The organism is Flavobacterium gossypii (genome assembly GCF_014138495.1).
Taxonomy (GTDB): domain Bacteria; phylum Bacteroidota; class Bacteroidia; order Flavobacteriales; family Flavobacteriaceae; genus Flavobacterium; species Flavobacterium endophyticum.
This window is the reverse complement of record NZ_JACJIS010000001.1, coordinates 953,510-967,688: the sequence shown is the minus strand read 5'-3', so window position 1 is coordinate 967,688 and position 14,179 is coordinate 953,510. Positions and strand designations below refer to the sequence as shown.

Genomic DNA, 14,179 nt, shown 5'->3' with positions numbered 1-14,179 from the left:
TATTTAGCACAATATTATTTGCGATAAATAAGAGAATTTTGGATTACTAAAAATAAGTAATTATGAAAACAATCATTGAGAATTTTGACAGCTTTCAAAAGTGCATTGGCAATTCTTTGAAACGAAACTGGCCGTTTTTATTTGTGTTTTGCATCGCTTCGTGTACGGTTCACAATCAAATTAATCGGGAAAATTTTAAAAACATTCCTAAAAATTTTTCGGGTAAATTTTATGATCAATTGGATACGGTGCATGTTCAGTATGATAATAAGATTTTTACCAGGAGTTTTATGAAGCACATTTCCAATGTAGATAATATCAATTACTCAAAGCCTATTCAAATAGATATAGAAAATAAAGAACTGTTTTTAAGTTTTGAGGATACTCGTGCAAAACGTTATGTCTTGAAATTTTATGGGAAGCATTATAAGAACAAATTTGTTTTTCATACCAATTACGAAACGGTTTCCTTTCCGATCGTTTTTGTAACCAAGAGCATGACCAAATACTCGATTTACTTACCTAGCGAAAAAGAAATAGTCTTTGAAGAACATAATGTGAACGAAGGGATGCTATTACTTTTTGGGGCTGGAAACTCTCACAAATCAGATAATAAATTTAAACTTTTGCCAAATGAATAAAATGCTTTTTTTGGTTTTGATTGCATTTGAGATGAATGCGCAAGACACTATTGTTTTTCCGAAAATCGATTTATATAAAAGAAATATTATAGAAGTGAGTTATGGGATTCCGCTTGGTGCTTTGGCCGACAAATATGAAAGTTCGATTAACACGGCTTTTTATATGAGGACAAAAATTGCAAAACGTCAATTTATAGATTTTGGTGCTGAACTTAGCGGTATTGTAAAAGGGAAAAGCATTTCTTATAAAGTAGATAATGAAAATATACTATTGGAAGGAAGTAAATCTTCTTTTTTATTAGGCTTAAGATATACAAGATTTTTATATCAATCTCCTAATGAAAATTTCCACATTGAGTCAAATTCTGGAATCGGTTGGAAATATTTGCATTATAGCAAGCCCGATGGAGAACGTTTTGATAAAATGGATTTGAAGCCGACGCTTCACACGATTGTTTTCTCACAAGGAATTAAAATTATGTTTTATGGATTTGGAGTTCATTGCAATTACCATTATTCGCCTTATGATTTGTTCAATTCAAGAGCAGGGAAAGATTTTGGAGCCTCTTCTATAAATCTTGGTTTGTCTGGAAGCTGGAATTTTTAGATGGCAATAAAAAAATGCTAAAAAATGCCCACGCGAAGATGGATTTTGGGATAAGAAAAGTGGCTACCGTGAATGCTAGGTAGCCACTTTGATTCTTTTAATTATAGGTTTGGTTCAATATAATTTAATGGTTCTGAAGCACTTTTTAACGCGCCGCTTTTTACTGGAACAAATTTTCCAGTCGCAGAGTCATACGTAATTGAAATTTCAGTTACATTGCCTCCAAATTTTAATTCAGTAATAGGAGAGGTTATAGTAGTAACAACTGAATTGCTAATAACTTGAGATTGCAACCAGATATGAAGTGTCGTGCTTGGGGACATTACCGCAGCACTTTGCATTAAAACTGGAGTTGCAGAAACGGCATTTCCAATTATTTCAGTTCCATTGATAATGGCATTTTGATAAAGGCCAGCTGTCATATAAGGTTTACTTCCAAATTGGTTTAATAATACGAATGCATTTGGATATCCTCCACTCATAGGTCCAGCGATTACTCCAGAGGGTTGTAATATATATTGCTTGCCTATTTCTGATCCGATTGGAGTGTTTGATAATTGAGGTAAAACTGCGCCATTTCTGATGTCAGCAGCCGATGCGTAAATTCCATATTCTTCTTTCCATGAAAATAGGTTTGTTTGCAAGGGCTTGAAAACTTGCCATGCAACATTTGTAGGACGTCCGTCAGAAGGTTTTCCAATGATGACATTCGTTCCTGTTACATACAGGATGTTCAATTGCTCGTTTGTAAATACTGTTTTTAAATTGAATTGTTGTGACATGATTCTAGATTTTTGTGGTTGTTCCTACTCATATGGCTTTTCGGTATCCGCCGTGATTGCTTGTTTTGCTTAGTAAAAGTAGAGGCAATTCGGTTTTTTATGGAAGAAAATGCTACGAACTAGAAAATAGATGTCACGGAAAGAAGAAAAAGAGACATGAACTATTAATGAGAATAAACCTGACAATTAAGAATACCAGTTTTTGCTGTAAATGATATTTTGAGACAAAATCCACGTACAACTTAAAAGCCCCATTCCAAATTAATGAAACAGGGCTAAGATAACTAACCAACTTATCTAACTAACTAATTGTTTAAATTATACTGGAGTCCAGTTTGGAGTCCGAAGGATATTTTTTTAGGTGAGCCTTCGGAAGGATTGAAATGGTATTTAAAAATAGGCTCAGCGTTGAAACGTAAATTTTTGGATATTTTATAATAGAATCCCGCTCCAAAATTTGTCGTAAAATGCACTTTTAGAAGATCACTTCTTTTACCAATGATGAGACTTTGGTTGTTTTTTTCGACCTCTATGGTATTTTTATTCAGGTACAAGGTGCTGATGCCGCCAATGGCCTCGATTCCGATTTTTTTATCTAACAAAGTATACTTGAGTTCAAACGGAATCTCTAAAAAAGAATATTCTTCTCGGATATCAAGATTTTCATTGTTAAATTGCACCGCAATCGAACTGTTTGTAATGCCTGACTTATATTCTATATTTTCAAAATTACTTGTATTAAAGTTCACATTTTGAGTTATAGTATTAAACTTGGAAAGGCTGGCACCCAATCGAAGATTTAGTCTTTCAGTTATATTTACGCCAATATAACCGCCAAAATTGAATGTAAATTCAGCACTAGATTTATTGTTTTCAAGGCGGTTGTCTAAAGAAGATTTGTTTGAAAACAGTCCATAGTAAGTAGGGGCAACATATCCAAAAACATAGAATTTGCTAAAGGGTTTGACACTGTCTTTTACGGTTTTTTTCTCGTCTTTTACTTCAGGCTTTTTTTCTTTCTTTTTCTCTTTTAGGCTGTCCTTCTTTTTTTCTGTCGGAGTTAAATCAGTTTCTGTATTTGGAGAGTAGTTCCTTTGATTCTCGGCAATAGTTGTATTTGTGGTTTGAGATAAGACATCTTTTTCAAATGGAGCTTTTTCTGAAGACCTATTCCCAAGACGTGATTTTTTACTTTTACTTTTTGCTGTCTTGGGAGAATTTTGTGCTAAAGCTTTATTTTTTGATTTTTTTTGAAATACATTGTTCGATTTGAATTTGGTGATTTTTGATTTTTCAGATGAACTTATGCCATTACGTAACGCTGAAGCATTGTCGGAACTATTAGCATTGTCTTTTGAAGTTGGAGAATTGATTTTCTCATGACCAATTTTAGAATTACCAGAATTTGAAGTATCGATAGAGTTTGTAGTAGAATTGTTATTGTCATTAGTACCATTGCTACTGTTGTTTTTTTCAGTAGTATCTGTCTTGGTATTATTATAAAACGGAAAATTTCTGCTCCATTCCAATGTTGAAAAAGGCAGTAATAAGAATAGGAATAAGATCGCAATTCCGGTAGTTTTTATCCAGAATGGCAACAGTCTTCTTTTTTTCTTTTTTTTCAGCTCGGCATTTATTGAGTCCCAAACTTTAGGGCTTGGAGATTTATCCAAACCATCAATTTTGTCCCTAAATGCTTTTCCTATGTCTTTTTTATTCTCCATTGCTAATATTGTAATTGTTATGGAATGAATTTTTCTGCTTTATTTTTTCTTTCAAGATGGTTTTGGCTCTATGCAGATTCGATTTGGACGTATTCTCTGAAATTTCCAGCATTTGTGCTATTTCTTTATGTGAATAATCATCCAGTTCATACAAGCTGAAAACCAACCGGTATTGCGTTGGAAGCTCTTGAATCAATGATAAAATCGTATCTAAAGAAAAATCGATTTCTTTTTCTTCAATCAAAGTGTCTTGAAAATCATCTTTGATCGGAACCATCTGGTAGCTTTTTTTATAACTGTCGATGGCTTTGTTTATGGTAATTCGTTTTATCCAACCTTCAAAAGATCCTGAGCCATTGTATTTTTTAATATTGGTGAATATTTCAATGAAAGCATTGTGCAGGTTGTCTTCGGCTTCGGCCTCATTGCTGCAATACTTTAAGCTCAGCACAAAAAGAATATCTTTATACCTGTTGTATAATTCTTCTTGTGCCTTGCTTTTTTGCCTGATGCAGTCCTTTATGAGGCTTTCTAAGTTCAATGGATAGTACGTACTTTAAAATTAGTTGACTTTAAAAATATCTGACAGCTCTAGTATTTATACCAACTGACGGGATTTTTGCTGCAGAAACTGAAGTACCATTGCTAAAGTTAATTGCTTTTGCTGTAGTACCATCTATTTCTGTAGAACTCCAATATAATGAATTTGTATAATTGCCCAAGTTTTGCGTATGTAGGTTTTGATATATTAATTGCAATTCATTTTCAGAAGGTAAAAACCAGTCTTTATAGCTGTTTAAGTTATATTGTAAGGCCTTTTTGGCTGCAACGGTACCATTATTTAAGGCATTGCAAATCGCAGGAACCGCATAATAGTTCGTCAAATCATCATGATAATTGGCTATTACAGCAGAATTAAACAGCCCGCTTCCAATTTCAGGCTTGCTAATGCTTTGGGTTTGCGAACCAGAGCATCCCCATTCAAATGGACCTAAATCAACCAAAGAAGTTTCAATATACCGCCAGCCTTCGCTATAGCTTCCTTTATCGTAAAAAACAATTCCTCCTGCTGGACCTGTTTCGCCAACGTGATATTCTGTTAAGGTTTGGCAAGATTTTCTTAAGATAATATCTTTTTGGCCGTTTAGTATTCGCATTTCGGTTTCGGTGACTTCTACTTCTCTGTCAATACTCAAGTCTTGCGCCACTTGTGAAGTTCCTCCGAGATGAATATTCATGTGAAGTTTGTCATCGACAAATAAAAACACCCATGTCCCAACATAACTTGTTCCGTCAAATCGAAAAGTTAGAGAACCATCGCCATTTGCTTCAAAAAAGCCGCTCGTATATTTATTGTCTTCTCCATCGGTGTATTGGATTTTCCAAACACATGGAGAATTATCGCCGAATAAACCGCTACAATAGCTTATGATGTCTTCTTTGGAACAGCTATCGATTGCCAGTTTTAGTTCCTGATTGTTGTTTATCCTAAAGATCGTACCATCTGCCAAAGTCGTGCTGATGGGATAGCTGATACTGATAGAATGATCGCTGGGCAATTGCCCTAAAAATGCGCTGAATTGGTTGTCGCCGATCAGGTTATGGATGCCGATTTGGTGCAGATCTGAGTCATAAACCAAAACGTTTATTGGGTAGATAAAATCAAGGCAGACTACATGCTCTGTAGGATTGTTTCCTTCGGAAGTTACGCCTTCAATAAGCTTGAACAGTTCGGAATCTTTAGTGATTACGTTTCTTACCACGTTAACCGATTCATTGTCATCCCAATCATTGCCACAGCCATTTATTCCAAGAAGAATAAAGAAAAGGCCGAATAAAATAAGTTTGTTTTTTTTCATAGCTAATTTTTTTGAAGAAATAATAATTTACATAATCATAGATTGTTTAATTATAGAAATAAGTAGTTTCGTATGTGGATGTGACGTTCGGAGAATTCTGATTGACGTAAGTATGTTTTTCAGACATCTTATAATTGAATCCGTTAAAAATGGTCTCGTAGGTGTTCTCAGAATTATTAATTTCCTGCGGATAAAAATTACCTTCGCGCCCTAATTTTTGAAGATCGTTCGCAATCAAGATACTATTGTTTAGTTCGGTAGGAATCCTTAAGAGATTGCTGGGTTTTGGATTTGGGAAGTAATTGAATGTAATTGATGTAGTGCCGTCAGAGATTGAAATCGGCTTGTCACCTTGAAATGTAATAACCCTTTCTTTATTGGTAAGGATATCTAATTCTTTATAAATTATTCCATTGCTGTTTTTGTAATACTTCCTGTAATTGGAGGTCTGGTTATTGATGTCATTATGCATGACGGAAGTAATCGTGTTATCCGGATTATAGACATATGTAAAACTGATTGCATTGTTAGCAGGTGATGTGTGGCGGGAAATTAATTTGCCTTGAGTGTCATAGCCTTCGATTTGACTTACATCGCTAGAGCCGTCAGTAGTGTAGCTTGTGTATTTTTTTATATTTCCTTCTGTAGAAACGACACGTCTTGTGTACCATTGATTCTGAGCATCAAAAGTAGTGTCGGCAAATGCCTTATTGTCTGAATAATATACTATTCTTTTACTGTAATGCCCAGCCGTATTCGAAGAAATGATTACCGCTTTTTTAAGAGTCATTAAGTTTCCGTTTTCTGGAGAATCGTTGCTCTCATCATTGGAACAAGAAATTAAGCTGATGCTTATTCCCAAAACAAAATAAATCGCAAACTTTTTCATAATTAATCTTTTAAGGTTTTCTATAAAAAAGACTTAGAAAGATGAAAAGGTTGCGTAAAAAATCATAAAAACTTAAAAGCCCCATTTCAAATTAATGAAACGGGGCTTCAGTTGAATTAACCTTTATATAAAAATTAATTATTTTTTCTCCTCCCTTGGAGGTTTTGATTCTTCTCTTGGAGGTCTAGGAAGCAATGCTTTTCTAGAAACCTTTTCTTTTCTTGTTTTTGGATCAACGCCCAAGTATTTCACTTGGAAAACATCGCCCATTTTTACAACATCAGAAACATTTTCAGTTCTTTCCCAAGCCAATTCCGATACGTGAAGCAATACTTCGTTTCCTGGAGCAGCAGTATATTCTACTACAGCACCAAAGTCAAGCATTTTGATAACTTTTACTTCGTAAGCTTCTCCCATTTGTGGTTTGAAGATGATAGAATCGATTTTAGCCAATACAGCTGCGATTCCATCAGGATCTGTTCCAAGGATTTCAACAACACCTTGTTCGTCCACTTCATTGATAACGATTGTCGTTCCAGTAGCTTTCTGTAATTCTTGGATTACTTTTCCACCAGGTCCGATCAATGCACCAATGAAAGCACCAGGGATTGTACGCATGATGATTTTAGGAGCGTGAACTTTAACATCCGCTCTTGGGCGCTCTAAAGTTTCCATCAATTTTCCTAAGATATGCAGACGTCCTTCACGAGCTTGAGCCAAAGCTTGCTCCATGATTTCATATTTCAATCCGTCAATTTTGATGTCCATTTGACAAGCTGTAATTCCTTCAGAAGTTCCAGTTACTTTAAAATCCATATCTCCCAAGTGATCTTCATCACCTAAGATATCAGATAAAACAGCAAAACGATCTCCATCAGTAATTAATCCCATCGCAATTCCAGAAACTGGACGAATCATTTGAATACCGGCATCCATCAAAGATAATGTTCCAGCACAAACGGTAGCCATTGAAGAAGAACCGTTAGATTCTAAAACTTCAGAAACCACACGGATTGTATAAGGACAATCAGCAGGAATCATGTTTTTTAAGGCTCTTTGTGCCAAGTTTCCGTGACCCACTTCTCTTCTTGAAGTTCCTCTTAAAGGACGAGCTTCTCCTGTTGAAAATGGGGGGAAGTTATAGTGCAAGTAGAATTTTTCTTCTCCTTGTTCCGATGGCGAATCAATTTGGTTTGCTTCTCTAGAAGTTCCTAAAGTTGCAGTTGCCAAAGCTTGAGTTTCTCCACGCGTAAACAATGCAGAACCGTGAACTGATGGCAGATAATCTACTTCGCTCCAGATAGGTCTGATTTCTGTAGTTTTTCTTCCGTCAAGACGAGTTCCTAAATCTAAAGTCACATTACGGACAGCTTCTTTGTTAGTTTTGTAGAAATATTTGGAAACTAAATCTCCATTTTCTAACAATTCTTCTTCTGTAAATAATGCTTTTACTTCTTCTTTTACGGCATCAAATGCATCAGAACGTTCGTGTTTTGCCGAACCTTTGCTTGCAATTGCGTAAATTTTATCATAAGCCGCTTCTTTTACTTTTGCGTAAATAGCGTCGTCAGATTTTTCTTTTTCGTATTCACGAATTTCTTTTTTTCCAAAAGCCGCTGCCAATCTTTCTTGAGCATCGATTTGTACTTTGATATGTTCGTGAGCAAATTTAATGGCTTCCACCATTTCTTTTTCTGAAATTTCTTTCATTTCACCTTCTACCATTGCGATAGAATCTCTTGAAGCTCCAATCATCATGTCAATATCAGACAATTCTAATTGTGCGCGTGATGGGTTGATGATGAATTTTCCATCAATTCTTCCAACTCTTGCTTCAGAAATTAAAGTTTCAAAAGGAATGTCAGACAAAGCAAGCGCTGCCGAAGCGGCCAAACCTGCTAATGCATCAGGCATAACGTCTTCGTCATGAGACATTAATTGAATCATAACTTGAACCTCTGCATGGTAATCGCTTGGGAAAAGCGGACGCAAAACACGGTCAACTAATCTCATTGTTAATACTTCGCTATCACTTGGACGAGCTTCTCTTTTGAAGAAACCGCCAGGAAAACGACCTGCTGCAGCAAATTTTTCACGATAATCTACCGTTAATGGTAAAAAGTCGATGCCTGGACTTGCTTTTCTTGCGGAAACAACTGTACCTAAAATAACAGTTTTTCCAATTCTTACTACTACAGAACCGTCAGCTTGTTTGGCCAAACGCCCTGTCTCGATTGTGATGCTTCTTCCATCACCTAAATCGATGCTTTCTACAAATAATTGTGGAATCATAAATTAATTCTCTAATTGATTAAACAATGGGTTTTAGTTGTGTTGTAGTTGTTGTTGTGTGTAGTTGTCTAAAACCCAATGAAAAACCAAACTTTTCTTGCAATATGTGTAAAAACAAAAAGAGGCGCGTGAGCACCTCTTTTCTATTGAAATTATTTTCTAATATTCAATTCTTTGATAATCTCACGATATCTGTTGATATCTTTCTTTTTAAGATAATCAAGCAAGCTTCTTCTTTTACCTACTAGTAGGACAAGCGAACGCTCAGTATTGTAATCGTGACGATTTTTTTTCAAATGCTCTGTCAAGTGGCTGATTCTGAATGTGAACAACGCAATTTGACCTTCTGCTGAACCTGTATTTTCAGCTTTTCCTCCGTGTTTAGCGAAGATTTCTGCTTTAACTTCATTAGTTAAGTACATGCTAATATTATTTAAATGATTATTATGTATGAATAAGTTTTTCTTATTCGTGTGCAAAGGTAATATTTATTTTTAGAAAAAATAATTTTCAGATTGAAAGATTTAAAAAAATAAAACCTTCTATACAATTCTAGACTAATAGCTTAGTCAATAGAATCTTTCAAACCTTTGCTGTCAGGAATTTTTAAATAACTAAAATAGTTTAGCTATTTCTGCATTTACAAATTCCAAAAATCGTTCGTCCATTTCTGTAAACGGATCTAAGACATTAGAATCGATATCTATTTGTCCGATGTTTTTTCCTTCAACGAAAAGCGGAATCACGATTTCAGATTTTACGGTGAAGCTGCAGGCAATGTAGTTGTCTTGGGCTTTTACGTCTGGAACGACGAAATTTTGGTTAGAAACAGCAACCTGTCCGCAGATCCCTTTCCCGAACGGAATGACAGTATGGTCTGTCGGTTCTCCAGCATAAGGTCCTAAAATCAGCTCTTCTTTTTCGCCATTCCTAAAATAAAACCCAACCCAGTCGTAGTAGTCAATATTATCTTTCAAGAGGTGGCAAATTTGCATCAGTTTGTCATCTCTCAAAGTGTCTTTATGGTGAATTATATCTTGAACCTTAGGTTTTAATTCTTCGAAAGTCATAATTTAATTATTTATATACAAAGGTATTTAATTGCGTAAAGCTAAAATTGTATAGTTTTGTTAAAAATATTTTTTTGAAAAGCTACTTCGTCCAATATCGGCCTTTTTTTATTTTCCTGCTGAAGTTCTTTGTGACTTATGGAGTGCTGACTTTTTTTTACCAATTGTACTTAAATAGTTTTGATGCCGCACGTTTTGAAACAGACGGCTTTACAAAGTTTGTAGCAACTCAGACCAATGATGCTCTTTTGCTTTTCGGGCAAGATGCTTATACGCTGCCACATCCGTCGCAGCCTTCTGTTAAGCTTTTCTTGAATGAAAAATTTATTGCAAGGGTCGTAGAAGGTTGTAATGCGATGAGCGTCATGATTCTTTTTGTGGCTTTTGTTATTGCTTTTAAAGGAAAATGGAAACATACCGTCTTATTTGTCTTGGCAGGAATTTTAATTATTCACGTATTAAATATTCTTAGAATCGCGCTTCTGGCAATCGCTTTGTATCATTATCCGCAATATGAACATATTTTACACGGTGTCATTTTTCCGCTCTTCATTTATGGAGTCGTATTTGGATTGTGGGTTCTGTGGGTCCAAAAATTTTCATTGCATGCAAAAGCTTCTTAACTATAAAAAAGAAATCGGGTTTTCGATCTTGTTGGTTTTTTTGCTGGCTTTGGTTAGAAGCTTTGAAGAATTGTTTTATGATCCATTTTTGGAATATTTCAAAAGTGATTACATGAAATTGGCTTTCCCAGAGTACGATTCCCTGAAGTTGTTTTTTAGCCTTTTTTTAAGGTATGCATTAAATAGCCTGATTTCGCTTGCCATTATTCAAGTACTGTTTAAAGATTTTACACTGACAAAATTTGCAGGAATCTTATATCTTATCTTTTTCCTAATTTTGATACTTGTCTTTTTTTCAATTCTTAATTTTTCTGATGAGGACAACAATCTGATGCTTTTTTATGTGAGAAGATTTTTAATCCAGCCACTTTTCTTATTACTCTTCGTACCGGCGTTTTATTATCAAGATAAGATTTCGAAAAAAAATAACAATTCTTAAATAGTTTTGTGTCCGCAATTTTAATAGTTTTGCATCAGATAACTTCATAATCAATGAATTTAAGAAAGAGCACCAGTTTGATTTTAGCATTTTTCCTGTTGGTTTCCAACATGGGATTGGCTTTCAACGTGCATTTCTGCGGAGGCGAAGTGTCTTCGATTTCAACAAATTATAAAATTTCAGAAGCCTGTGCGATGCCTAAAAAAGCAAGTGCGCAGAAAAAATGCTGTGCTGCAAAAGCAGAAGAAGGCAAAAAATGCTGTTCTGATAAAAAAGTAGACCTTAAGAAAAAATCAGAAGAAGTTGTCGTAAAAACATTTTCTTTCCATGTTGCGCTTCCTTTTATTGTGCAAGACTGGAAACCTGTAGTGTTTGAAAATCCGTTACAATCTACAAAACAAGACACTATTGAATATTGTTGCGATGCCAATGCGCCGCCACTATTCAAGCTGTATTCCCAATATATTTTCTACGCGTGATTTGATAGGTAATGACCGAGCCATTTGCATGGCAAATTTTCATTTACACTATTAAATCTTTTTTATGCAAAAGCAATTCATTTTGCTGTTGTGTTTCATGGCTTCCACAGTTTCTTTCTCACAAGAGTTAAAAGGAAAAATAACCGAAGCTGCTACAGAACAGCCCATTATAGGAGCCAATATACAATGGCTCGACACCCAAATAGGCACAACCTCAGACGAAAATGGAAACTTTTCCATTTCGTATAAGCCTGAATTTACAAAACTAGTCATCAGCTATGTCGGATTTACGACAGATACGATTTCGGTAAATTCTTCGAATTTCATCAATCATGCTCTTTCTCAGAACAATGATTTGGAGGTAGTTACGATTAACAAAGAACGAAAAAGTCTTCAAAAATCCTATATGAAGACGGCAAATGTCACGACCATGTCCAGTAAGGAATTGCTAAAGGCGGCTTGCTGTAATTTGGCAGAAAGCTTCGAGACAAATCCTTCTATCGATGTGAATTTTTCTGATGCTCTAACAGGGACAAAACAGATCAAGATGCTGGGCTTGACCAGTCCTTATTTGATGATTACCGAAGAAAATATCCCTTCTGTCAGAGGCGCTTCTCAAGCGTATGGACTTTCTTTCACGCCTGGAACTTGGGTCGAAAGCATCCAGATTACGAAAGGAGCAGGTTCTGTGGTGAACGGTTTCGAAAGCATTTCAGGGCAGATTAATACCGAGCTGATCAAGCCTGTCAACGACATACCGTTCTTTTTAAATGCTTATGGTTCGACCGACAGTCGTTTTGAGCTAAATACCCATTTCAATAAAAAAGTTTCCGACAAATGGAGCACGAGCTTGTTTTTGCACGGAAATGCCAGAGTCGCAAAAAACGACATGAACGATGATGGTTTCTTGGACAACCCGCTGGCGAAACAAATCAACGTGTTGAATCGCTGGCAATATACCGATATGGAAAAGGGCTGGGTCAGCTTTTTGAATTTTAGGTACATGAACGATGCCAAACAGACTGGCGAGATGGATTTCGATAAAGACCGTGACAAACTAACCACCAATTATTGGGGTTCAGAAATTAAGACCGAACGTTATGATGTTTCGGCAAAGCTCGGCTATGTTTTTCCAGATATGCCGTATCAAAGTATCGGCCTTCAGGCAGCTTTTAACGGTCACGATCAAGAATCGTATTTTGGATTGAATCAGTATGATATCAACCAAAAAAACTTTTATTCCAACCTGATTTTTAATTCGATTATCAACAATACGCTGAATAAATTTGCAGCTGGTTTGAATTTTACTTACGACAAATACGATGAGTTTGTTGGCGTTCCGAATATTTCGAGAGATTTCAACAGGATTGATAATTCTGTCGGAGCCTTTTTTGAATACACGTATGACAATACCACAAATTTCAGTCTGGTAGCGGGAGCAAGAGTAGACAATCATAACCGATTGGGTACTTTTATCACACCAAGACTTCATGCTAGATATAATCCTTGGGAAAAAGCTGTTTTGAGAGCTTCTGTCGGAAGAGGAAAACGTTCGGCTAATATTTTTGCCGAAAATCAGCAGCTTTTTGCCAGTTCTAGAGTTTTCGATATTCTCAATACAAATGGTAAAATCTATGGTCTGGATGCAGAAATCGCTTGGAATTACGGCTTGAGCTTTATGCAAGGTTTTACGCTTTTCAACAGGCCTGCCGATGTAACTCTTGATTTTTATAGAACCGACTTCCAAAATCAAGCAGTTGTCGATTTGTATGCTAGTCCGCAACAGGCTTTGTTTTATAACCTCGACGGTAAATCGTATGCCAACAGCCTTCAGATTGATTTCAACTATGAATTGGCGACACATTTTAATCTTAGGACAGCGTATAAGTTCTATGAAATCGAAACTGATTATCTAAGCGGCAGCGAACAAAGGCCGCTTCAGGCAAAGCATCGTTTTTTTGCTAATTTAGAGTATGCGACTCACATTGGAGAAAAAGGAAAACAATGGAAATTTGATTTTACCTATAACTGGCTTGGAAAACAGCAATTGCCAAACACAGCTTCTAATCCAGCGGCCGACAGGCTTCCTGATTATTCGCCAGCATTTTCTTTAATGAACGCGCAAATCACGAGAACTTTTTCTTCTACATTTGAAGTATATGTCGGAGGCGAGAACATCGGAAACTATAGGCAAGACAAAGCAATTTTGGGAAGCGATAATCCGTTTGGACCCAATTTTGATACTTCTATAATTTATGCACCGGTTTTCGGACAGATGTATTATGCAGGATTACGATTTAAAATAAAATAATCACAAAAAACGATTTCAATAATATTAAAATAGAGAAATATGAAAAAAATACTGATAGTGCTTTTTATTTCCTTATTAGGATTTACATCCCAGGCACAAGAAAAAAAGAGCAAAAATGCTAAACACACAGTCGAAGTACAAGGCAATTGTGAGATGTGTAAAAAACGAATCGAGAAAGCTGCTTTTTCGGTTTCAGGTGTCAAATCGGCTACTTGGAGCCCAGATGATAAACAATTGCATTTGATTTTAAATGAAGAGAAAACATCCGATTTAGAAGTCCAAAAAGCCATTGCAAAAGTTGGGCATGATACTGAAAAAGTAAAAGCAACAGATGAAGATTACAAAAAGCTTCATACCTGCTGCGCGTATGATAGGAACTAAAGGTTAGAATGCCCTAAATTTTAGGGCATTTTTTCTGTTAGAAATACATAACAATGAATTACAATCTGTTTAATAAATAATT

15 protein-coding genes are annotated in these 14,179 nt (G+C 35.7%); 7 read left to right on the top strand and 8 right to left on the bottom strand.

What is annotated here, in order from left to right:
• Window positions 1–62 precede the first annotated feature (62 nt).
• A complete protein-coding gene (locus GGR22_RS04610; protein WP_182492744.1) occupies window positions 63–641 on the top strand; it encodes a hypothetical protein in 579 nt (192 codons plus the stop codon).
• A complete protein-coding gene (locus GGR22_RS04605) occupies window positions 634–1,248 on the top strand; it encodes a hypothetical protein (protein WP_182492743.1) in 615 nt (204 codons plus the stop codon). The genes GGR22_RS04610 and GGR22_RS04605 overlap by 8 nt, the downstream gene beginning before the upstream one ends.
• A 101-nt stretch (window positions 1,249–1,349) precedes the next feature.
• Here the strand turns inward: GGR22_RS04605 and GGR22_RS04600 are convergent, their stop codons facing one another.
• The 8 genes from GGR22_RS04600 to GGR22_RS04565 all read right to left on the bottom strand — a co-directional run bounded on the left by GGR22_RS04600 (window position 1,350) and on the right by GGR22_RS04565 (window position 9,864).
• Entirely contained in the window at window positions 1,350–2,030 is a 681-nt protein-coding gene (locus GGR22_RS04600; protein ID WP_182492742.1) for a hypothetical protein, read from the bottom strand.
• 305 nt (window positions 2,031–2,335) lie between these two features.
• Window positions 2,336–3,754, bottom strand: coding sequence for a hypothetical protein (locus GGR22_RS04595; protein WP_182492741.1), 1,419 nt, complete (start codon window positions 3,752–3,754; stop codon window positions 2,336–2,338).
• The gene (locus GGR22_RS04590) at window positions 3,744–4,295 is read right to left on the bottom strand and encodes an RNA polymerase sigma factor (RefSeq protein ID WP_182492740.1); all 552 of its coding nucleotides are present in this window, start codon (window positions 4,293–4,295) and stop codon (window positions 3,744–3,746) included. The genes GGR22_RS04595 and GGR22_RS04590 overlap by 11 nt, the downstream gene beginning before the upstream one ends.
• Before the next feature lie 31 nt (window positions 4,296–4,326).
• A complete protein-coding gene (locus tag GGR22_RS04585) occupies window positions 4,327–5,613 on the bottom strand; it encodes a DUF1566 domain-containing protein (protein ID WP_182492739.1) in 1,287 nt (428 codons plus the stop codon).
• A gap of 46 nt (window positions 5,614–5,659) precedes the next feature.
• On the bottom strand, window positions 5,660–6,502 hold the full coding sequence (locus GGR22_RS04580; protein WP_182492738.1) for a hypothetical protein: 843 nt from the start codon (window positions 6,500–6,502) through the stop codon (window positions 5,660–5,662).
• Window positions 6,503–6,640: 138 nt separating this feature from the next.
• Window positions 6,641–8,794: a polyribonucleotide nucleotidyltransferase gene (locus GGR22_RS04575; RefSeq protein ID WP_182492737.1), complete on the bottom strand. Its 2,154-nt coding sequence runs from the start codon at window positions 8,792–8,794 to the stop codon at window positions 6,641–6,643.
• Between the two features lie 152 nt (window positions 8,795–8,946).
• The gene (rpsO, locus tag GGR22_RS04570) at window positions 8,947–9,216 is read right to left on the bottom strand and encodes a 30S ribosomal protein S15 (RefSeq protein WP_121375174.1); all 270 of its coding nucleotides are present in this window, start codon (window positions 9,214–9,216) and stop codon (window positions 8,947–8,949) included.
• Between the two features lie 192 nt (window positions 9,217–9,408).
• Window positions 9,409–9,864, bottom strand: coding sequence for a GAF domain-containing protein (locus GGR22_RS04565; RefSeq protein WP_182492736.1), 456 nt, complete (start codon window positions 9,862–9,864; stop codon window positions 9,409–9,411).
• Between the two features lie 74 nt (window positions 9,865–9,938).
• Between GGR22_RS04565 and xrtF the strand changes: the two genes are divergently transcribed.
• From xrtF to GGR22_RS04540, 5 genes are all read left to right on the top strand, one after another.
• The gene (gene xrtF / locus GGR22_RS04560; protein ID WP_182492735.1) at window positions 9,939–10,487 is read left to right on the top strand and encodes an exosortase family protein XrtF; all 549 of its coding nucleotides are present in this window, start codon (window positions 9,939–9,941) and stop codon (window positions 10,485–10,487) included.
• Window positions 10,471–10,926 carry an exosortase F system-associated membrane protein gene (locus GGR22_RS04555; RefSeq protein ID WP_182492734.1) on the top strand — a complete coding sequence of 152 codons (456 nt, stop codon included), beginning with the start codon at window positions 10,471–10,473 and terminating at the stop codon, window positions 10,924–10,926. Before xrtF ends, GGR22_RS04555 begins: the two co-directional genes overlap by 17 nt.
• A gap of 53 nt (window positions 10,927–10,979) precedes the next feature.
• Window positions 10,980–11,405, top strand: a complete 426-nt coding sequence (locus GGR22_RS04550) for an HYC_CC_PP family protein (RefSeq protein WP_182492733.1) — start codon at window positions 10,980–10,982, stop codon at window positions 11,403–11,405.
• Between the two features lie 64 nt (window positions 11,406–11,469).
• Window positions 11,470–13,716, top strand: coding sequence for a TonB-dependent receptor (locus GGR22_RS04545; protein ID WP_182492732.1), 2,247 nt, complete (start codon window positions 11,470–11,472; stop codon window positions 13,714–13,716).
• Between the two features lie 39 nt (window positions 13,717–13,755).
• Window positions 13,756–14,097 carry a heavy-metal-associated domain-containing protein gene (locus GGR22_RS04540; protein ID WP_121375169.1) on the top strand — a complete coding sequence of 114 codons (342 nt, stop codon included), beginning with the start codon at window positions 13,756–13,758 and terminating at the stop codon, window positions 14,095–14,097.
• Window positions 14,098–14,179 lie beyond the last annotated feature (82 nt).